We start from the raw sequence: 21949 nt of genomic DNA on the forward strand, positions 1-21949 counted from the left end.
TATATCGGGCGCTACCATACAAAAAATCAATAGTTATTACTATTGCCACCATTGCATCTAACTCTTTGTCTATACTCCAGAAGATAAAATCCCCGGTCAGCGTCAGTAGCGTAATGAGCGTTAGCTCACAACCTGATTAAATTTCCTTGCGCCAACAGGAACGCTTACCACACCCCGACTATTTTTAGGAAAGGACATATATTTACGGCAAGGCTGCCGCTCAATATTTTTTAGACAGGAGTAAGACGTTATGAGCAAGCAGCTTGCCCTCAGTAGCCTGTGCGCACTCAGTATGACGCTGATGACTGCACAGGCAGCCGAACCCCCGACATCATTAGATAAACCGGAAGGCCGTCTGGATATTATTGCCTGGCCGGGCTACATCGAACGTGGACAGACCGATAAACAATATGATTGGGTCTCGCAGTTTGAGAAAGATACTGGCTGCGCGGTCAATGTCAAAACGGCGGCCACATCTGATGAGATGGTCAGCCTGATGGCAAAAGGCGGCTACGACCTGGTTACCGCTTCCGGTGACGCCTCATTGCGTCTGATTATGGGTAAACGCGTTCAGCCGATTAATACCGCGCTGATCCCAAACTGGAAAAGCATCGATCCACGCGTGGTAAAAGGCGAGTGGTTCAACGTTGGCGGAAAAGTTTACGGCACGCCGTACCAGTGGGGACCAAACCTGCTGATGTATAACACAAAAATCTTCCCAACGCCGCCAGATAGCTGGAGCGTGGTTTTTGTTGAACAAAAACTTGCGGACGGGAAAAGCAATAAAGGGCGCGTTCAGGCCTACGATGGGCCGATCTATATTGCCGATGCCGCGTTATTCGTTAAAGCAACTCAGCCGCAGCTGGGCATTACCGATCCCTATCAGCTCACCGAACAGCAGTATCAGGCGGTTATCAAAGTTCTGAGCGATCAGCACGCGCTAATCCATCGCTATTGGCATGATACCACCGTGCAAATGAGCGACTTTAAAAACGAAGGTGTGGTGGCGTCAAGCGCATGGCCTTATCAGGCTAACGCTCTGAAAGGGGAAGGCCAACCTATTGCCACGGTTTTCCCAAAAGAAGGGGTTACCGGATGGGCTGATACCACCATGCTGCACAGCGAAGCGAAACACCCGGTATGTGCTTACCAATGGATGAACTGGTCATTAACCCCGAAAGTTCAAGGCGACGTTGCGGCCTGGTTTGGTTCTCTGCCAGTAGTGCCTGAAGGCTGTAAAGCCAGCCCGTTGCTGGGTGAAAAGGGCTGTGAAACCAACGGCTATAGTTACTTTGACAAAATTGCCTTCTGGAAAACGCCGATCGCAGAAGGTGGCAAATTCGTTCCTTACAGTCGCTGGACGCAGGATTACATCGCCATTATGGGCGGTCGTTAATTCCGCTGGGGGTTTTATGACGTACGCAGTGGAGTTTCATAACGTCTCGCGTCTGTACGGGGATGTTCGTGCAGTTGATGGCGTAAGTATTGCGATTAATGACGGTGAGTTTTTCTCTATGCTGGGGCCATCCGGCTCCGGCAAGACCACCTGTCTGCGCCTGATTGCAGGGTTTGAGCAGCTGTCAGGCGGCGCAATCACCATTTTTGGTAAGCAGGCCAGCGAATTGCCGCCCTGGGAACGGGACGTCAATACGGTATTTCAGGATTACGCGTTGTTCCCGCATATGTCGATTCTCGACAACGTCGCCTACGGGCTGATGGTCAAAGGCATTGATAAAAAACAGCGCCACGCCAAAGCGCGAGAGGCGCTGGATAAAGTTGCGCTCGGTTTTGTTTATGAACGCAAACCGTCGCAACTTTCCGGTGGTCAGCGGCAGCGCGTGGCGATTGCCCGGGCGCTGGTCAATGAGCCGCGCGTCCTGCTGTTGGATGAACCGCTCGGGGCATTGGATCTCAAGCTGCGTGAACAGATGCAGTTGGAGCTGAAAAAATTACAGCAATCTCTTGGTATCACCTTCATTTTTGTCACTCACGATCAGGGGGAAGCCCTGTCGATGTCCGATCGTGTGGCGGTGTTTAATAACGGTCGCATCGAACAGGTGGATTCTCCGCGCGAACTGTACATGCGTCCGCGGACACCGTTTGTGGCAAGTTTCGTCGGGACGTCCAATGTCTTTGATGCCACGATGTCAGCGAACGTTTGCGGGTTACAGGGGATGTTCTCCCTGCGCCCGGAACATATTCGTTTGAATGATGCCGGGGGAGAAGTCCAGGCTACGGGAGTTATCCAGGCGGTGCAGTACCAGGGCGCGGCGACACGATTTGAACTGAAACTGGCCGGTGGTGAAAAGTTGCTGGTTAGCCAGGCGAATCTGACGGGCGAAATGCTGCCCTCAACGTTGTCGCCAGGTCAGCAGGTGATGGCGTCGTGGTCACGCGACGTGATGGTACCGCTGGTTGAGGAGAGGTGAATGGCTATGAATGTCTTACATTCGCCTCCACAGTCGACAGGTCTGAACCGGATTTCAGGTTTCTTCTGGCGTAATCCGGGGTTGGGGCTGTTTTTGCTGCTCCTCGGACCGCTGATGTGGTTTGGCATTGTCTACTTCGGCTCATTGCTGACGCTGTTGTGGCAGGGTTTTTATACCTTCGACGATTTCACCATGTCGGTCACGCCGGACCTGACGCTGGCGAATTTGCAGGCGCTGTTTAATCCGGCCAACTACGACATCATTTTGCGTACCCTGACGATGGCGGTGGCGGTCACCATTGCCAGCGCGATTCTGGCGTTTCCGATGGCGTGGTACATGGCGCGCTATACCAGCGGCAAAATGAAAGCCTTTTTTTACATTGCGGTGATGTTGCCGATGTGGGCCAGCTACATCGTTAAAGCCTACGCATGGACGTTACTGTTGGCTAAAGACGGCGTGGCGCAATGGTTTTTAACCCATCTGGGGCTGGAGCCGCTGCTGCTCTCGTTTCTGACGCTGCCTGCCGTCGGCGGCAATACGCTGTCGACTTCAGGGTTAGGGCGCTTTCTGGTGTTCGTCTACATCTGGCTGCCGTTTATGATCCTGCCGGTACAAGCCGCGCTGGAGAGACTCCCGCCGTCGCTATTACAGGCCTCCGCTGATTTAGGCGCACGTCCGCGTCAAACTTTCCGCTATGTGGTCCTCCCACTGGCGATACCCGGTATTGCGGCAGGCTCGATTTTTACCTTCTCTCTGACGTTGGGCGATTTTATCGTGCCGCAACTGGTGGGGCCGCCGGGCTATTTCATCGGCAACATGGTGTATTCGCAGCAAGGGGCGATTGGCAATATGCCGATGGCGGCGGCATTTACTCTGGTGCCGATTGTATTAATCGCACTGTATCTGGCGTTCGTGAAGCGTCTGGGAGCTTTTGATGCACTCTGAACGCGCACCCTGGTTACTCAAACTGGCGGCATGGGGTGGGGTTATTTTCCTGCACTTTCCCATCCTCATCATCGCCACCTATGCTTTTAATACTGAGGAGGCTGCTTTTAGTTTTCCACCGCAGGGGTTAACGCTGAAGTGGTTTAGCGTTGCAGCGCAGCGTGGCGATATTCTGGAATCGGTGACGTTGTCACTTAAAATCGCTGCGTTGTCGACAGCTATCGCCCTCGTTCTGGGGACGCTGGCCGCTGCAGCACTGTGGCGCAGGGACTTTTTTGGTAAAAGCGCAATATCGCTGTTGCTGCTGTTGCCGATCGCGCTGCCGGGGATTATTACCGGCCTGGCGCTGTTGACGGCGTTTAAAACCATCAACCTGGAACCCGGTTTTCTTACGATCGTCGTGGGCCATGCGACGTTTTGCGTGGTGGTGGTATTTAACAACGTCGTGGCGCGTTTTCGCCGTACCTCATGGAGTCTGGTTGAAGCGTCTATGGATCTTGGCGCCAATGGCTGGCAAACCTTTCGTTATGTCGTGCTGCCAAACCTGGCATCGGCGCTGCTGGCGGGGGGGATGCTGGCGTTTGCCTTGTCGTTTGATGAAATCATCGTGACAACGTTCACCGCCGGACATGAAAGAACACTTCCTTTGTGGCTGCTCAATCAGTTGGGTCGACCACGAGATGTGCCTGTCACCAACGTTGTGGCATTGCTGGTAATGCTAGTGACGACACTGCCAATTTTAGGGGCCTGGTGGCTAACGCGTGAAGGCGACACTCTCGCTGGAAACGGTAAATAAACGACGATATGGGAAATTGCTATGCAACATCAATTACTGATTAATGGCGAGCTGGTCAACGGTGAAGGTGAAAAGCAGCCAGTCTATAACCCTGCCACTGGTGAACTCATTCTGGAGATTGCCGAAGCCTCAGCCGCGCAGGTTGATGCCGCGGTACGCGCAGCCGACAGCGCGTTTGCCGCCTGGGGGCAAACCACGCCAAAAGTGCGTTCAGAACTGCTGCTGAAACTGGCTGACGCAATCGCCGATAACGCGCAAACCTTCGCAGAGCTGGAATCACTCAACTGTGGTAAGCCGTTGCACTGCGTCCTCAACGATGAAATTCCGGCAATTGTCGATGTTTTCCGCTTCTTTGCCGGGGCGGCTCGTACCCTGCAAGGACAGGCGGCCGGAGAGTATCTGGAAGGGCATACGTCGATGATCCGTCGTGATCCGCTGGGCGTGGTGGCCTCTATTGCACCGTGGAACTATCCGCTGATGATGGCGGCGTGGAAGCTGGCGCCGGCACTGGCGGCGGGTAACTGTGTGGTGATTAAACCGTCAGAAATTACCCCGCTGACGGCGCTTAAGCTGGCTGATTTTGCCAAAGATATTTATCCGGCTGGCGTTATCAACGTGCTGTTTGGCCGTGGCAAAACGGTAGGCGATCCGCTGACCGGTCATGAAAAAGTCCGGATGGTTTCTCTGACAGGCTCCATTGCGACCGGTGAACACATTATCCAGCATACCGCGCCTTCGATTAAGCGCACGCATATGGAACTGGGCGGCAAAGCTCCGGTCATCATTTTTGATGATGCCGATCTGGATGCTGTGGTGAGCGGCGTGCGAACTTTTGGCTATTACAACGCTGGACAAGATTGTACCGCGGCTTGTCGAATTTATGCCCAGAAAGGCATTTATGACGCGCTGGTCGAGAAACTTGGCGCTGCGGTAGCAAGCCTGAAAATCGGCGCACCGAATGACGAATCGACCGAGCTGGGACCGGTAAGCTCGCAGGCGCATCTCGATCGCGTGACGAAAGCGGTCGATGAAGCCAAAGCGCTGGGGCATATCAAAGTCATCACCGGTGGTAAAAAAGTGGATGGCGCAGGCTACTACTTTGCTCCGACGCTGCTGGCCGGGGCAAAGCAGGATGATGCCATCGTGCAGCGGGAAGTTTTCGGCCCGGTGGTCAGCGTAACCGTATTTGAGGATGAGGATCAGGTGCTGGCGTGGGCTAACGATTCGAAATACGGCCTGGCCTCTTCCGTCTGGACCCGGGATGTGGGACGCGCGCATCGATTTAGCGCTCGCCTGCAGTATGGTTGCACCTGGGTCAATACTCACTTCACGCTGGTTAGTGAGATGCCGCACGGTGGGCAAAAACAGTCTGGTTATGGCAAGGATATGTCGGTTTATGGACTGGAGGATTACACGATTGTTCGCCATGTCATGATCAAGCATGAGTAATTTCTTAAGCGCGAACGGTAAAGGGGGCACGGATAGCTAAATACTGGCAAACGTGTGTCGATACTATTCGCGCCACTGGCCTCGTCGCCATCGGACGGCGGTAAGTTGGAAATATCCGCGAGGTCAGGCTAATTGAAACAACAAAGCCCCAGCTTAATGTCGGGGCTTTGTGCTTTCTGGTTTACCGTCCGGGTATCAGCGGCGCAAGCTGCAAAGCCAGGCGAGTAGCGCACAAACGCTCAGAACCAGCCCCAACTGTTGCACCATGCCTGCCAACCCCAGCATCATTCCCAGTAACAGGTAATAGCTCAACCCGAACAACGCACCGGCAGCACCGGCTTGTTCACGGTAGTGACGCAGCGCCTGACTCAGCACATTAGGAATCGCGATCCCATAGGCTAACACCACGCCGAACACCGGCAGCAGGATCCACGCGCAGTGCTGTAGCCACCACGCGACGAGACCTGACAACGCTGCCAGCGCACAGGCATAACGTACCAGTTGTTCCGGTGTAAGACCTGCCGTTAGCAACCTCCGGTTCAGCAGGCTACCCGACAGTGAAGACAGCGCAAGTAACACTCCTGTCCAGCCAAAGGCTCGGGAACGCCATCCCAACTGCCCGAAAAGAAATGGCGCCAGGCTGTAATAACTAAACAGCATGGTATTTAACAACGCGACCAGGATGGCATTTTTCCACAGCTCACCGTCCCGCGCCATACGGGGAAAGAGCACCGTCATCCGTGGGCGGACCGTATTCTCCGGCCTTGTTTCCGGCAAAAGGGTTGCTGTCAGTATTAGCAGTAGCAGCGCCAGCAGCATAAGGGCAACAAATACACCAGTATGACCGTACAGGCTTACCAGCCAACCTCCGCTTAGCAGGCCGAAAACCGGACTCAATGCCAGTGCGGCGCCCATCACAGAAAAGACGCGGGATAGCGCGGGTGATTCATAACTGTCCCTTAGCATGGTCTGTACCACCACTGACCCGGCAGCCGCTCCGATGGCGGAGACCATCCGTGCCAGCAGTAAAACGCTGAAGTCGGCGGCAACAATGGCTAAGGCACAGCCTGTTCCATAACAAATAAGTCCTGCCAGCATAGCCCAACGTCGCCCGATGCAGTCGCTCAGCCAACCCCACATCGCCACACCGACGGCGAAGGCAGCAAAGTAAACGGAGAGTGTTTGAGCCGCACGCTCACTGCTGATGTGAAAAGCAGTGGCGATACCTGGCAGTGCCGGGCTGTAGATGGTTTCCACCAGTTGCGGGAACATAATCAGTAGCGTAAGAAGCCACAGCGGCGGGCGGCGAAGCGTATTCATACAATATCCAGAGAAACAAAACAGGCGGGCATTATTGCTGAAAGGGGTGTGTCTCATTACCATTATCAGGACATTAAATATCAAATATCGGACAGATAATGAAAATTGCGCCTGATGATGCTTTCGATGCGGATAGCTTTGACAAACCGGTAATCGGTATAGCCGCCGATATGGGGCTACATGATTCAGGACGGCACAGCCACCTTCGTCATCAGCTACTTTTTTCGGCTGCGGGGAGCATTACGATCGAGCTGGAGCAGGCTCTGTGTCTGTTACCGCCACGGCGTGCGGTTTGGATCCCGGCCGGGACGGTACATCGCGCCATAATGCGAGGGGGGATGGCTTATCGTTCTTTGTACTTTTCAACCGCATTGCCATTATCTGAGTTACCGCTGCAGATAGTCGAGGTTAACCCTCTCTTTTTTGAAGTGATAGAACGTATGGCTTTCTGGCCATGGGATATGCCAGCCGCGCAGCAGGCCAGCCTCATCACCGTTTTTTGTGAGGAAATACGCGCCGCCCGCAGTGAAAACTGGACGTTGCAGTTTCCCTCAGATCCGCGGTTGAACGTGTGGCTAGAGGGATTACGTATGGGCGAACTCCCACCGCGACTGAATCAATTGTCCCGACGGGTTGGGGCATGTGAGAGAACAATCGGTCGAATATTTACCCGGGATACCGGGATGAATTATCAGAACTGGCGGCAGCAATTCAGGTTGCTAAAAGCCATGGAGATGCTGGCGGATGGATGCCCTATTAGCCAGATGGCGCAATATCTGGAGTTTGTCAGCGACAGCGCTTTTATCGCGTTCTTCCATCAACATACCGGCACAACGCCGAGCCGTTATTCGGGCAATATAATGCCGCAGAAGGATTAGGGACATTACATACTAAGGATAATTTACCCGGCGGCGGGAGAGTGGGAAGATCGTGCACTAATGGCAGAGAGAAGACCCCCTCTGCCAGCGGACGCTGCAATTAATCAACAAGAATCACATCAAGCAAACCAGCCGAACCTTGCGGAAATCAGACTGAAAAGTCCTACAGCAGCAAATATATTTATCAGCACCACAGTTTTACTGGAAACATTCATTTGTGCCACCTTTCGTTATAACCCCTATGGGTATAGTACGGGTTATAACTATCCGCAATAGTACGGATTCTGAACATAATGAAAACGGCTTGTTTTCCCGCTGTTTCCCTTAAAATAATTAATAAAACTTGATGTGGGTCATGAAAAAGAGCATATTGCGCGCGATTTTACCTTTCGGCCCGGACGCCTTACATGTCTCTGTACCAAAAAATGTTGGTTTTTTACGCGGTGATGGCCGCTATCACGGCAATCATCACCTGGTTTCTTTCCCGCGATAAAAAGCGAATTCGTTTTCTCAGCGCGGTATTAGTCGGGGCGACCTGGCCGATGAGTTTTCCCGTCGCGTTAATGTTTTCTCTCTTCTGATGACGGCGTTAACGCCGTTTCAGGAGGAAAACAGGGCATCTAATCGTTTTTTATCGGCTTCGCTGACATCCTGCGGATGCTGATATCCCACGTTTTCATTGGCGCGGGTATACAACGCGACCAGCCAGTCGTAAACGTACCGGCTTGCGCCGTGCGAAGGTTGTTCATCCAGCTTCGTCAGGCGTAACATCGGCTGTTGCTTCGGCGCGCTAAAAATAGCCGATCCTTTTTGGATCCTGCTGGCAGGACGCTGTTCTTCGGCGACATTGGCAAATCCAAGCCAGGTAATAAAATCACCAATATCGGCGTGAAGCTGCGCGGCGCAGACGTTTTCTCGCTGCATAATGCGCTGTAAGCGTTGCGGCATCTCCAGGCGATAGCTGGCGGTGACGAGGATATCGGCGACCTGCCTTAGCGTACGCGGTTCGAGACGTAAACGACGGGCATTATTCTCATCGCGACACCACTGGCGCACGTGATTAACCCACATTTTGTGCGCCTGATAACCGCTCTCTTTGCTATCCGGTGAGAGCGGTGTGTCACGCACCTCGGCAAACAGGTCAATCTCCTCATTAAATAACCCGCTTACCTGTTCCTCGCGTGGCTGCTGAACCCGCAGCAGCGACTCAAAGAGACGCATCGGCGGGAGCAAACCATCCAGGAGTTCACCATGCTTTGCCGCCTGAGCTTGTAGCTGGCGGATCACCCACTCATTGCCTCCAGATTCGGTCTCAACGGGATTAATCCAGCCGATCAGGGTTTCGCGTACGCGCTGCTGGTGCTGCTCACGCAGGGAGGTCAATCTGGCCTGACGCTGCTGTGGCGAAGTTGCCTGAGTCAGCCATTCGACAAGGCGTTGTAAGCTATGTTTATCCAGCGCCTGCAGCGTGCCCCAATGTAGTCCGGGTTTGCCCATTAATTGCTGCACGGACTCATCAAGATTTTGCTGGGTGCTAAAGCGTGCATCCTGCGGGGTAATGGCCCAAACCACGCCCGGCAATGCGGCATCATGGACAGGCTGAGTATCGTTAACCCAGCCCAGTAGCTTGCGGGTGATAGCAGGCGTCTGGGAACGGGTCGATACCGCATTACAGATTAAGAGCACATCCGGTTGCAGATGCTGGCGATAATATTCCAGCATCCAGTCTAATTTGGCCTGCCACAGCGGATGGGAATGCGCATCCGGGGCGAGGGGGATATCGAGCAGATCGACATTCTCCAGTACGGCGTCTTCAACCGTCAGGACCAGTTCGCGCGTCAGCAGCGCCAGTGACGCCTGCGAGAGACTGACCGCATTGAGCAACTGATGGTTTTCAATGGGATGAACCACCACATCGCTCTGCGCCTCATTGCCAGTCAATGCCACCTGAGTCAGGAAACTCTCGGCAGGTAAACCAAAATGGTCAACCAGCAGGCTCAACGGAGCCGCCAGTTCCTGCGCGTTCCCGGTTTGTTGCAGCGTATGCGCCAGCGCCAGCCACTGCTGCGTGAGCTCTGGTTGTTCTCCCCACAGTAACGCCCAGGCGTTTGCCCGGGTCGTCAGATCCAGTGCCGGCAGCAGTGTGGCAAACTGATGCCAAAGCGCATCGTCGATTTGCTGCTGGTTGGCTGGCACGCTGGAGCGCCAGAAACGGCCAATTGCTGCAACATCGTGTGCGGTAATTCCCGGTACCGGATGACGCTGACGCAGCGTCTGCCATTTTTCCAGGCGCGCCTCAATAATCGATTTCTCAACCTGGCGGTTGTCCGGGAGGGCGCAAAACTGGGTAATAAAAAGCTGTACCAGTTCGGCTTCACTAAGTAATCGCAGACGCAACGGCCATTCACTATCGAGCGGATTTTCATCACGCGTAAAGCGGATCGCCATATTGGTTGGCGCATGGCCAGGATTAATATGCGAAAAATAATCAAAACTGCGATCCGGGGTAACGATATTCACTTTGCCATTGGCATTGCTGCACAACGCCGCGAGCAGGTGTGCTTTTGCCGATTGCGAATGCCCGTATAACCCAACGCATCCTTGCGATGAAAAGGTCGTCTTCAATGCAGCTTCATTCACGGCGGCGAGGGTGAGCTGCGCCAGCAGGGCATCGGCTTCATCATCAAGACGCGCCGAACGTTGACGGGTATCAGCGACCCATGTGATGGCGGCCTGCGCGGTGTTTAACATCTTACTCATTTCAGGTACACGCTCCCGCTATCAATCCAGTAATGGCTACCGCTATGGCGACGGTCTGCCAGCGTATTCAGTTTTAACGTTAAGGCATTGGCGGCAACGGGGGTGCCATCCTGTAACCAGGCATCGCTCAGCACGAAGAATTCCGGGCCGTTTTCTTTGCTACCGCCGCGTAGCTGCAGCCGTACATTCAACACGCCATCTCCGGCGATGGTTTTTGCCAGTTCGGCAGAATTTATGCTGAGCGTATACAGCGGCGTGGCAGGCCAGCGGCTGTTTGCCAGTTGGCGGAAACCTAACGTCACGTTGCCACGTAATGGGAAGTGCAGGCGGGCATCCAACTTCGCGCCGGGTTTATCCAGATCGATATCGTGATACCAGATGTTCTCATCGCGCAGGGTATTGACCGTATTATCCAGCACGCCGAGATAACGTACGGTCGAGTAAGCGCCGATGTCGGCAGCTTTAAAGTTAAAGCGCGGCAAGCGCAAATCCAGCGCCAGGCTGCACAACATAGCACCGACTGCCGCGGTGGATTTGGGGTTACCAATCCGCCCCTGTTGGCTAAACGGATACCACTCATGTACACGGTAGTTATCCATCCAGATCATACGATTAACCGGAACGGGCTGCAGATGGCGGATCAACGCCTGTACGCCCGGTAAACAGGCGGGCCTGCCTGTTACTAATAAAATATCGCAGCGATAGTGTGAAATGGCCTCACAGACCGCGTGTAGCGGGGAGGTCAGGGTAAATTGCCCCGCCAGTAACGCCTCTTGTAACTGTCTGAACTGCACCTGTAGCGGTACACTCCGGACATCAAACGCTGGCGATCCTGCTGGTAACGCATGATCGATAGCTTGCTGAATGTAATTCATTACGTTGCGCGTGGGTTGCTGGCTCAGGAGTTCGCCAAAGGTGGCATGCAACCCGGCTACCGGATCGTTAATATCGCTTTGTTCCCAGGCTGAGAGTACCGCATGACCAAGCGGCATAAAGAGCTGTAATGCCGTTTGTTGACGCAGAATCGCCTGGGTGTCGATACGCCCGGAATCGCCAAATAGCGTGGCCAGCAATGCGGCGGCATCGGTCACGCCAGCCTGTTGTAAGCGGGTTTGCAGCGCGGGCAACACGCAGCGCTGAATCACGTCCAGCAGCATGTCGTCGCCCGCGACCTTAAAACCTTCACGGAACAGCAGATGCGGGGTAATTTTGACGTTCGCGCCAACGCCGTCATCAAGCTGATAATGGACGACGGCCATATCCGTTGTCCCGCCGCCGATGTCGATCGATGCCACGCGCAACGCTCGGCCTTTAGTCTCACCAGGCTCCGGCAAACGGTCCGGGCGGGCCAGGGCGTTAAAGAATGATTCGGTGTGACCATCGTAGTGAGAGATAGCTTCGTTATACAGCCACACCAGTTGCCCACAGCTGGCCTCATCCCATTCCATCTGGATCTCCGGTACGGGAACCACGCTCTTTTCCTGCTGCTTACGGGTCGTAAAATCTTCATCCTGCGGATGCCAGCCCATCGCTTTCCAGACCAGCGCAATAGCCTCAAACATGCGCAGGCGGAAAATCTCGCGCTCCTGTTTGGGCATCGCCGACGGCAGAGTCAGGATCAGCGTCCGCAACTGACGAGGAGACGCCGGGAATCCGAGGCGCAAACGCGTCGCCACGCTGTTGATTTGCCCCAGCGCCTGGGCCAGTATTTCGCACAGCATATGCGTCATCAGCGTGCTGCGACTGTATTGCGGTGAGAACACTGGCAGACGATCGTCCTGCGGCAGACTGAACAGCGGTTGACCGTCATCGTTCATCAGGTTCATCAGCGGGAAGGCGGTAGCCAGCGGTTCGCGCTGGGTTTTGCCATTCATCTGGCTAAAGCGCCAGTCATGCAGTACCGGCGTTTCATCCCACAGATAACGGCGCGGGCTGGAGATCCCACTGCTGCCTTCGGTGCCCATGCGCTGCATCGCCAGCTTTCGGGCTTCGTCGCCAACGCGAACAATCGACGGCCAGATAAAGGCATCATCGCGACCGCTCTCAACGGAAAAGTGCTGCTTGCCAAAACGGGCTTCGGAAAACTCCAGCCGGCTGGTAAACAGCGGATCGTTAAGGAACTGTGGCTCACTTAAGGAACGCACCTGCAATTCAGCGGTCTGGCGTAGTCCGTCATTGGCATCGCCGTGATCTTCAATCAGGACGCCACAGGTATGGGTATTACCGATATCCAGGATAAGATCGACCGGAATGGCGGGCGTGCTGAGGGTATGGGTGACCAGTTTCACTTCCGGGACAGAAAGCTGCTCGCCTAACAGGGTCAGAACATTCAACCAGTGCGCCTGGTATTCAAAGTTACGCAGCGCCTGCTGGATCTCTTGTTCAGAGCGATTCTCATGTTGAGTGACATGATGCATAAAGGATTCGCGCAACCAGCCGTCAATCCAGGTCTGGTCGAGGAAATCAGCAATTTCGTTGTCATGCCAGGCTAGCGCAAACCGTGTACCGTTTAGCAGGTCATTTTCGTTGGGGGTTAATGCCGCAGGGGCATTTTCAGTGAGCTGGCTGTCCAGCGCCACGGTAACGCGGTGAGTGTTGCCCGCGCTGTCAGGTTGCGCCAGTTTTCGTACCTGTACGCGCGCCCAGTTATCCGGGCCTTCAACAAACGTTCGCGGCGGGTTAAAGCGCAGGAACGGCAGCGGCAGCCAGACGCCGTCGAGCACGTCCAGGGAATAATGCAGCATTTGGGTGCTTTCCGGCTTTACGACTTCGGGCTGACCGCCGGTGCTGCCTGGCAGGGTATAGCGTCCCGTTGTCAGATCGAAGTCCAGCCGTAGCAGGGGGCCGTTGGCCGTTTTGCGCACAAAGCGGCCATGATGCGCAGACTCCTGCGGCGTCAGGCCAAAATCCAGAAATTGCACACCGCTATTGGCGATGAGCGTCACGCTCTGTTTGTAGTCACACAGATTCACCAACATAAAATCAGGCACCTATCTTTTTGATCGTCAGAGGGATTTCCGCGTGAGCGTCATATCGTGCGGTACAGGCGGCGACGTCATTGGTTCCCGCTTTGCAGGTAATTTCAGGCATCGGATAACGAGAACCGTCCGTACAACGGGCATTGCCGCGACTCTTAATCATTAATTCACCTGACTGGTGCAAACCGGAGAAAATCTCGGCGCGACAAACGATATTGTCGCCATGAACCACGCGCGCAGTGCCTTTATTGGTCTGGATCTGATAGCGCAGCGACGGCGCTTTACCGCTAACCGGATCTTTAACATCGACTATGACGCGCCAGTTGCCGTTAAGAAAACGCGTCGTTCCAGCCTTCATCTGGTTGGCGTCCATCACCAGCGCATCTTTTGGAATAGCAGCGATCACAACCGGCCCTTCGACGGGTTTCTCTTTTTTCGCAGCCGGGATCACTTCAGCCCGATGCAGCGGCAGTGCCGATGTCAGTTCTGGCAGCGGCGCCACATCAGCTTTCGCAACCTCGCCGTGAGGCACTACGGGTACGGGCTCGGCGGTTTGTTGCTTCCACAGCAGTGGTCCAACAATGGCGGCAACGATCACTGCGGCAACGGGCAGGCTCCACAGCGGCAGGCGGCGTGCGGGCTTTTTCTGTACCGGGGGCGGTGTAACTTCAGGTTCGTTAACAACGACCGGGGGTTGAGGTTCAGGCTCTGCCGGTTTAGGCAGCTCAACGACCGGGGTCAGCAAAGGCGCGTCGGCCTCGGCGAAGGTGATTTCCGCGGTGGTTTCTTCTTCCGGTTCAGGCTCTGTTACGGTGATGACCGGAGGATTGTCAATAAGGCGCAGGCAATCAAGCACATCGTCGCGAGGATTTTCATTCAGATTGACGAAGCCCCAGAACGTAATAACGGGTTTGCCATCAACCAGAAACACGTGGTTTTCACCAGGAAACTGGATGGCTTTTTCGAGCAGTGAGCCAAATAGCTGCAGGGAGGTTTTACCCGATTGCAGGCTTTTACGGCTCAGGGCCGCCGCATTTTCCAGCGTGCTCCCCAGATAGCGCAGCGCACGAAAACGTGCATCTTCATCAGCGGCTTTCCACGCAACGGCTTTCCCTTCAACCCGCGAGTACCAGTCCACCCGATCGCCGCTGTCGTTAATTTGTGGGATCGCCAGACAATCCACCATCGCCTGCTGTTTGCGTAGACGAAGCGTTTCACGAATTTGCAATGCTGAATCAAACACGGCCTGACCGCCGCCGCCCACGGCCTGATAGTCATCCAAATTGCCGCTGCGCAAGAGAGTTTTTGCCACGTTGTTACCCCTTAGACTTCTTCACGTATCTACTTTACGTTTTATAAAAACGAGCAAACGGTGGAAGAGAGGCAAAAAGGGGCGAATTTTCATGGCATAGAGTGCCGGGAAAAATCTTGACGTTTTGAAAAAGACTTAAGGGAAATTAATTCGCTCAGGCTGATGAATTATTCAGCGAAATACACCAGATTAGAATAACCTGATAGTGATTTGTTATTGGTCAGTTTTTGTCAGCTATGCTCTGATATTCCAGTTAATAATAAAATAAGAAGGCTTATAACCATGATTGCAAGGAAAACGTTACTCGCGCTGGCTCTCAGCGCCGTCTTACCGTCAGGCGCAGCGTTCGCGGCCAATACTGACACCATCATCTACTGCTCAGAAGCATCGCCGGAATCTTTTAACCCGCAAATTGCCAGTTCCGGTCCATCGTTTGTGGCCAGTTCACAAGTGCTCTACAACCGACTCATCAACTTCGACCCGGTAAAAAATACGCCAGTACCCTCTCTGGCAACGGACTGGACGATTTCCCCGGACGGTAAAACCTACACTTTTACCCTGCGTCAGGGCGTAAAATTTAACAGTAATAAATTCTTTAAACCGACCCGCGACTTCAACGCTGATGACGTGATTTTCTCGGTATTACGGCAGAAAGATGCCGATCATCCGTATCATAAGATTTCTCAGGGAAGCTACGAATACTTTAACGATGTCGGTCTGGATAAACTGATTAAAGAAGTTAAGAGGGTCGATGACTATCACGTTCAGTTTGTCCTCAATGAACCTAACGCCGCATTTCTTGCCGACTGGGGAATGGATTTTGCCTCCATCCTCTCTGCCGAGTATGCCGACGCGATGTTGAAAAAAGGTACCCCGGAAAATGTCGATAACTGGCCGATTGGCACCGGGCCATACGTGTTGCAGCAGTACAAGCAGGATTCGCAAATCCGCTATCTCGCTAACCCTAACTACTGGGATGGCGCTGTCCCAACGAAGCACCTGATCTTCTCCATCACGCCAAACGTTCAGACCAGATTGGCAAAACTGCAAACCAATGAATGCCAGATAATCCCGGCGCCAGCCCCCGTACAATTTGACGAGATTAAAAAGAATAAAGATTTGACGCTGCATTCAGTTGAAGCGCTAAACGTCGGGTATCTGGCGTTTAATACCGAGAAAAAACCGTTTGATAACGTGCTGGTACGTCAGGCGCTAAACTACGCGACCGATAAAAAGGCCATTATAAACGCTGTCTTTTTAGGTTCCGGTACGGTGGCAAAATCGCCGATTCCACCGAATATGATGGGCTTTAATAAAGATCTGCAGGATTACGCTTACGACCCGCAAAAAGCGAAAGACCTGCTGAAGCAGGCTGGGCTGGAAAATGGCTTTGAAGCGACGCTGTGGTCAATGCCGGTTCAGCGCCCATATAACCCGAACTCCCGACGAATTGCCGAGATGATCCAGAGCGACTGGGCAAAGGTTGGCGTGAAGGCGAAAATTGTGTCGTACGAGTGGGGCGAATATCTCTCCGGAATGCGCAAAGGTGAGCATGACACCGCGCTGTTCGGCTGGATGTCAGACAACGGCGATCCGGATAACTTCGCCGATGTACTGCTGGGCTGCGACAGCATTAAAACCGGATCTAACGCCGCGCGCTGGTGCGATAAAGAGTATAATTCGCTGGTGCAAAAGGCGAAACTGGTAAGCAAACCAGAGGAACGCGCCGCGCTTTACCAGCAGTCGCAAGAGATTTTTTACCAGCAGGCTCCGTGGATTGCATTGGCAAACGGCAAAACGTTCTACGCTACGCGCAGCAACGTTAGCGGATACAGCGTCAGCCTGATGGGCAGTGATTTTTCAAAAGCAAAATTAAATTAATGAGTTAAGGAGAGGTTATGTCGCATCTGGATGAGGTTAGCGCACGTGTTGATGCCGCCATTGAAGAGAGCGTCATTACGCATATGAACGAATTGCTGATTGAACTCAGCGATGATGCCGCGCTGAGCCGGGAAGAACGCTATACCCAGCAACAGCGTTTGCGTACGGCGATCGCACATCATGGCCGTCAGCATAAAGAGGATATGGAATCCCGTCGCGAACAGTTGACCAAAGGCGGCTCTATTCTCTGACTTTTTGTTGCCTCTTATCCGGCCTGCATGCACGTTTCGTAGGCCGGATAAGCGTAATTAAAATGAGCGTCTCGCCACCAGCCAGGCCCCGACGACCAGCAGCACCGCGCCGCAGACCGGACCCACCAGCGCTCGCAGCGGCACGCCGTGGCTGCGCAGAATATCCAGCACCAGTCCGCCGATTAACTGGCTGGCCACCAGCACCGCGATAGTGGTCGCAGCCCCCACATTTTGGTACCCACTGATACTGGCAAAAACAAAGAACGATCCCAGTAATCCGGGGATTAGCGTCCACCAGCGTACGCTGGAGGCCAGCTCACCAAATCCCGCCGCACCTTGCTTAAACCACAGTATGCTGACAAACAGCACGATCCCGACCAGCGAGTTAAGCAACATGGCGATGAGGATCGTCGAGGATGTCTGCGTAATGCGTACCATCAAGGTATTTTGCACCACCAGACCAATACCTGCGGCAATCAGAAAGGAGAGGGTCAGCGTCTGGTTCATCTGCTGGCATCCGGATCGCGGCGATCGTCTAATTGTAATTGCATGAAGGTCAGATCCAGCCAGCGACCAAATTTGGTGCCAACCTGCGGCATTTGCGCGGTAATTTTAAAACCCAGCGTGCTGTGCAGATGTAGCGACGCCTGATTCTGAGACTCAATGCCCGCCACCATCACGTGCTTGCCGCACTCGCGCGCTTCTGCTATCAGTCTGCTGAGCAGCGCTTGTCCCAGGCCCTTTCCCTGATGATCCGGATGTACGTATACCGAATGTTCAACAGTATGACGGAATCCATCAAAGTTTCTCCAGTCGCCAAAGGAGGCGTACCCCGTGACCACGCCACGGTCTTCACTCACCAGCACCGGATAGCCCATCAACTGGCGGGCTTCATACCAGGAGATACGGTTTTCGGCATCGACGGTTTGATCGTTCCAGATAGCCGCCGTATGCAGTACCGCGTGGTTGTAGATTTCTGCAATGGCGGCACAGTCTTCTTTGCTGGCAAATCGAATTGACATGTTGAACCTCAGGGATTGTTCACTATAGTATTACAATATGAATACTATTGAAGACAGCATAAATCAACGGATCGGAGCAAGAATTCGCATTGAGCGGGAATCTCGCGGCTGGTCACTGACGGAACTTGCCGAGCGAGCAGGGGTGTCGCGGGCGATGATCCACAAAATAGAGCGCGGTGAGAGCAGCCCAACGGCCACGCTGCTGGGCAGGCTCTCCGGAGCCTTTGGTATCAGCATGTCTATGCTGATTGCGCGGGCCGAAATGCAGGAGGGCAAGCTGCTGCGCTTCGCTGACCAGCCCGTCTGGCACGACCCGCAAAGCCACTATCTGCGCCGCCATGTTTCACCGCGCAGCGATCTGCCTATCGATCTGGTGCAGATAGAATTGCCTGCCGGTAGCGATATCCCAATGCCAGCCTCTTCCTACGTGCAGGCCAGACAGCTTATCTGGCTACAACAGGGAGAACTCGTCTTTGTAGAAGGAGACGTACGTCATGAAATGCAGGCGGGCGATTGTCTGGAACTTGGCCCGCCGAATGACTGTCGATTTATCAATGAAACCGCGCAACCCTGCGTTTACCTGGTTGTGCGGTTAAATCATGCCGTCAGCTAAATGGCAGGCACAGGCTGCTACTATTGATGGATTCATGCCAAAAGCAGAGGAGCACATCATGGGTCAACAGACTAATCGTAATCGTCGCTGGGTACTGGCTTCCCGCCCGCATGGCGCGCCGGTTGCGGAAAACTTCCGTCTTGAAGAAGATGAGGTGGCAACGCCGGGTGAAGGCCAGGTTTTACTGCGTACCGTTTTTCTTTCCCTCGATCCGTACATGCGTGGCCGTATGAGCGATGAGCCATCTTACTCCCCACCGGTAGAGATTGGCGGCGTTATGGTGGGCGGCACCGTAAGTCGAGTGGAGTCATCCAACCATCCTGACTACCAGCCTGGCGAGTGGGTGCTGAGCTACAGCGGCTGGCAGGATTATGACATCTCCGACGGTAGTGGCCTGGTGAAGCTTGGCGATAATCCCGAGCATCCTTCCTGGGCGCTGGGTGTTATGGGGATGCCCGGTTTTACCGCTTATATGGGGCTGCTGGATATCGGTCAGCCGAAAGCGGGAGAAACGCTGGTGGTAGCCGCCGCGACCGGCCCGGTTGGCGCAACGGTAGGGCAGATTGGTAAGCTCAAAGGCTGCCGGGTGATCGGCGTTGCTGGCGGGGCAGAGAAATGTCGACATGCCACCGAAGTACTGGGTTTTGATATCTGTCTCGATCACCACGCGCAAGATTTTGCGCAACAGCTGGCAAAAGCCTGCCCGCAGGGGATTGATATTTATTACGAAAACGTTGGCGGTAAGGTATTTGACGCAGTCCTGCCGTTACTCAACACCTCTGCGCGCATTCCGCTTTGCGGACTGGTCAGCGGTTATAACGCCACATCGCTTCCGGCAGGACCTGACAGATTACCTTTGCTGATGGCAACGCTACTGAAAAAGCGTATCCGCATGCAGGGCTTTATTATTGGTCAGGATTACGGTCACCGCATTCATGAGTTTCAGCGGGAGATGGGGCGCTGGGTTAAAGAGGGCAAAATCCATTACCGCGAGCAAATCACCGACGGTCTGGAAAATGCACCGCAGACTTTTATCGGTTTGCTGACCGGTAAAAACTTCGGCAAGGTGGTTATTCGTCTTGCCGATGATGCGTAAAAACTGATGGCGGGAGTCATTCCCGCCAGTTTTACTCAAAATGCCAGGCCAGATTAATACCTACGCCATAGTTTCGTCCTGGCGCCGGTTCGTAGTATCTGCCATTTGACTCATTCACAATCACCGAGCCGACATAAGTTTTATCGAACAGATTATCTACCCGACCGAACAGGTCTACCATGAGACTGCTGTAATAAAATTTATAACCGATATTCAAGCCAACAACGGTATATGACGGGGCTTTCGCCGTATTTTCATCATTGGCCATAATGTCGCCCATATAACGAACATCTGCTCCCGCATACCAACCTTCATCAGGAACGTAGCCCAGTGACGCAAATCCCATGTTTTGCGCTATGCCGGGCAGTCGGTTGCCATTGCAGTTTTGATCCCCACAAACGTTGCTGCGGTAGGTGGCATCCAGCCAGGTCCATGACGCTTTTGCGCGCCAGTTTGCGGCAAAGCGTTGGTCCCAGGATAACTCGCCTCCCTGACGGCGAGTTTTTCCGGCGTTTTTATACGTTGTCCGTCCGCCGTTGCTGCTGTCAACGACGATTTCGTCGTCCGTGTTAGTCTGGAACAAGGCCGCGGTAAACAATCCATCGCCAACACGTGTTTTGCTACCGATTTCAACGGTGTCACTTGTGGACGGCTGTAAACCAAAATTCATGCCGCTTTGGCCGTCGGAACGGTAGGACAGTTCGTTGATGGTGGGTGTTTCGAACCCGCGACCCGCGGCCAAATAGACGTTCCAGGCATCGGTGATGGCATATTTTAACGATCCGGCAGGCAACCATTGGTGATAGCTGGCGTCACCGCTGTCATCTCCGTTACCGGGCGTAATATAGCGATCGTTAGAATCAAACCACACTGAACTGTAACGAACGCCGGCATCCAGTGAGAGTTTCTGCGTTAATTGCCACTGGGTTTGCAGATAGGGGTCGACATTCCACATCAGGTTGCGTTCGTTACGGCGTAAGTCGCCTTTTTGCCCATACTCCGGCACGCCATCATCAAGACGGAAGTTATTGTAGCCTTTACGGTTTTCGCTCATGTTTTCATAATTCAGACCGGTGGTGAAAGTCACGGGTATGCCCAGCTCACCCCGATGAGTCCAGCGGTTGTCTATCCCCTGATAATGACGTTGCAGGGTAATGACGCCTCCCGCATGAGACGGTTTTAACTGTGGAGCCATCGGGATTGACTGATACTGAGTGGTTTCACGTTCCCCCGCATAGGTCATGATGCTGATATCATCCTGCGCGCTAAGCTGGCGTTCATAGCGCAATCCCGCCTGGGTCTGCTTGATGGTTTTTCGCGTATCGAATTGCTCAGCGCGGGGCGATTGCTGCGGATCGACCTGCCATTCCGACTCGGTAAGACCGCCGGGATCGTCGGCTTTACTGTCTACACTATTGAAAATCAGAGTCAGTTTGCTCGCATCGTCTATGCGCACGCCAAGTTTGGCATTGGCCAGATTTTTTTGCGCGCTACTGTGATCGCGATAACCGTGGGTGGTAAACCGGGTTGTTGAAACGGTGTAATCCACATCGCCTTGCTGAGTACCATCGCCCAGAGCTCCCGTTGCTTTTAACCCGTAGCGCCAGGTGCCAAAACTGCCGTAATAACTACTGGCTTCAATGGTTGGCGGCTCATGTCCCGTTTCAGTACTGACATTCATCACTCCGCCGGACGCATTGCCATACAGAGCAGAGAAGGGGCCGCGTAAAACCTCAATATTTTGTACGCTGCTAATGTCGATATTGGATGTTTGACCCTGTCCATCCGGCATGGTTGCTGGAATACCATCGACGTACAAACGAATACCGCGGATACCATAAGTGGTTCGCGAACCAAATCCACGAATCGATAGCTGGAGGTCCTGGGCGTAATTCTGTCGGTTTTGTACCTGTAGCCCCGGGACGCTGGTCAGGGATTCAGACAAGTTAATGCGCGGCGTTGCCAGACGCATATCCTCCCCGTCAACAACGCTGACGGCAGCAGGAGTATCCAGCTCAGAAAAGGACTGTGGCGTCGCACTCACGATCAGCGTTTGATCGTTTATCTCACTTTCTGCCAAGGCAAAAGGCGAGAAGAAGGCAGGCAATAAAGAAACAGGAACAACAGTATAGCGGGCTGAAAAAATCGTCATGAATAAGGCCAGTTATGATGCTTACGTTGAAAAACGAACGGTAAGCATGTGAATTTTTTTATAAAAG

At 53.8% G+C, this 21949-nt stretch carries 19 protein-coding genes; 11 read left to right on the forward strand and 8 right to left on the reverse strand.

The genetic code is table 11. From position 1 onward, the window contains the following. Positions 1-250: 250 nt before the first annotated feature. The 5 genes from LA337_10975 to patD are packed head-to-tail and all read left to right on the forward strand — an operon-like array spanning position 251 to position 5619. Positions 251-1396 (forward strand): ABC transporter substrate-binding protein, encoded by a 1146-nt coding sequence (locus LA337_10975; protein ID UBI18166.1) that lies wholly within the window; start codon positions 251-253, stop codon positions 1394-1396. Between the two features lie 16 nt (positions 1397-1412). Further along, positions 1413-2429, forward strand: a complete 1017-nt coding sequence (locus LA337_10980) for an ABC transporter ATP-binding protein (GenBank protein UBI18167.1) — start codon at positions 1413-1415, stop codon at positions 2427-2429. Further along, entirely contained in the window at positions 2430-3374 is a 945-nt protein-coding gene (locus LA337_10985; protein ID UBI18168.1) for an ABC transporter permease, read from the forward strand. It abuts the gene before it with no gap. Then, the gene (locus tag LA337_10990) at positions 3364-4170 is read left to right on the forward strand and encodes an ABC transporter permease (GenBank protein UBI18169.1); all 807 of its coding nucleotides are present in this window, start codon (positions 3364-3366) and stop codon (positions 4168-4170) included. Before LA337_10985 ends, LA337_10990 begins: the two co-directional genes overlap by 11 nt. A gap of 21 nt (positions 4171-4191) precedes the next feature. Further along, a complete protein-coding gene (gene patD, locus LA337_10995) occupies positions 4192-5619 on the forward strand; it encodes an aminobutyraldehyde dehydrogenase (protein ID UBI18170.1) in 1428 nt (475 codons plus the stop codon). Positions 5620-5814: 195 nt separating this feature from the next. Here the strand turns inward: patD and LA337_11000 are convergent, their stop codons facing one another. Then, entirely contained in the window at positions 5815-6939 is a 1125-nt protein-coding gene (locus LA337_11000; protein UBI18171.1) for an MFS transporter, read from the reverse strand. Positions 6940-7037: 98 nt separating this feature from the next. Between LA337_11000 and LA337_11005 the strand changes: the two genes are divergently transcribed. Next, positions 7038-7817 (forward strand): helix-turn-helix transcriptional regulator, encoded by a 780-nt coding sequence (locus tag LA337_11005; protein UBI18172.1) that lies wholly within the window; start codon positions 7038-7040, stop codon positions 7815-7817. Positions 7818-7936: 119 nt separating this feature from the next. On the opposite strand, the gene yncL is transcribed toward LA337_11005, so the two are convergent. Next, positions 7937-8032 (reverse strand): stress response membrane protein YncL, encoded by a 96-nt coding sequence (yncL, locus tag LA337_11010; GenBank protein ID UBI18173.1) that lies wholly within the window; start codon positions 8030-8032, stop codon positions 7937-7939. Positions 8033-8224: 192 nt separating this feature from the next. Between yncL and LA337_11015 the strand changes: the two genes are divergently transcribed. Continuing rightward, on the forward strand, positions 8225-8398 hold the full coding sequence (locus tag LA337_11015) for a GhoT/OrtT family toxin (GenBank protein ID UBI18174.1): 174 nt from the start codon (positions 8225-8227) through the stop codon (positions 8396-8398). Between the two features lie 19 nt (positions 8399-8417). Here LA337_11015 and LA337_11020 read toward each other — a convergent pair whose 3' ends face one another. Genes LA337_11020 through LA337_11030 form a run of 3 tightly spaced genes read right to left on the reverse strand, consistent with a single transcriptional unit; the run spans position 8418 to position 14867 of the window. Further along, complete coding sequence (locus tag LA337_11020) at positions 8418-10577, reverse strand: virulence factor SrfC family protein (GenBank protein ID UBI18175.1); 2160 nt, start codon at positions 10575-10577, stop codon at positions 8418-8420. Continuing rightward, positions 10574-13555, reverse strand: a complete 2982-nt coding sequence (locus LA337_11025) for a virulence factor SrfB (GenBank protein ID UBI18176.1) — start codon at positions 13553-13555, stop codon at positions 10574-10576. Before LA337_11025 ends, LA337_11020 begins: the two co-directional genes overlap by 4 nt. Before the next feature lie 4 nt (positions 13556-13559). Beyond that, positions 13560-14867, reverse strand: a complete 1308-nt coding sequence (locus tag LA337_11030; protein UBI18177.1) for an SrfA family protein — start codon at positions 14865-14867, stop codon at positions 13560-13562. A gap of 282 nt (positions 14868-15149) precedes the next feature. Between LA337_11030 and LA337_11035 the strand changes: the two genes are divergently transcribed. Then, the gene (locus tag LA337_11035; protein ID UBI18178.1) at positions 15150-16748 is read left to right on the forward strand and encodes an ABC transporter substrate-binding protein; all 1599 of its coding nucleotides are present in this window, start codon (positions 15150-15152) and stop codon (positions 16746-16748) included. A gap of 17 nt (positions 16749-16765) precedes the next feature. Next, entirely contained in the window at positions 16766-16999 is a 234-nt protein-coding gene (locus LA337_11040) for a YdcY family protein (protein UBI18179.1), read from the forward strand. Positions 17000-17056: 57 nt separating this feature from the next. Here the strand turns inward: LA337_11040 and LA337_11045 are convergent, their stop codons facing one another. After that, the gene (locus tag LA337_11045) at positions 17057-17506 is read right to left on the reverse strand and encodes a DMT family transporter (GenBank protein ID UBI18180.1); all 450 of its coding nucleotides are present in this window, start codon (positions 17504-17506) and stop codon (positions 17057-17059) included. After that, positions 17503-18021, reverse strand: coding sequence for an L-methionine sulfoximine/L-methionine sulfone acetyltransferase (gene mddA / locus LA337_11050; protein ID UBI18181.1), 519 nt, complete (start codon positions 18019-18021; stop codon positions 17503-17505). The genes LA337_11045 and mddA overlap by 4 nt, the downstream gene beginning before the upstream one ends. A 37-nt stretch (positions 18022-18058) precedes the next feature. Between mddA and LA337_11055 the strand changes: the two genes are divergently transcribed. Next, a complete protein-coding gene (locus LA337_11055; protein ID UBI18182.1) occupies positions 18059-18634 on the forward strand; it encodes an XRE family transcriptional regulator in 576 nt (191 codons plus the stop codon). A gap of 58 nt (positions 18635-18692) precedes the next feature. After that, complete coding sequence (locus LA337_11060; protein UBI18183.1) at positions 18693-19730, forward strand: NADP-dependent oxidoreductase; 1038 nt, start codon at positions 18693-18695, stop codon at positions 19728-19730. 31 nt (positions 19731-19761) lie between these two features. On the opposite strand, the gene LA337_11065 is transcribed toward LA337_11060, so the two are convergent. Next, entirely contained in the window at positions 19762-21882 is a 2121-nt protein-coding gene (locus LA337_11065) for a TonB-dependent receptor (protein ID UBI18184.1), read from the reverse strand. Between the last annotated feature and the right edge of the window lie 67 nt (positions 21883-21949).

This window comes from Citrobacter europaeus (assembly GCA_020099315.1).
Lineage (GTDB): Bacteria > Pseudomonadota > Gammaproteobacteria > Enterobacterales > Enterobacteriaceae > Citrobacter > Citrobacter europaeus.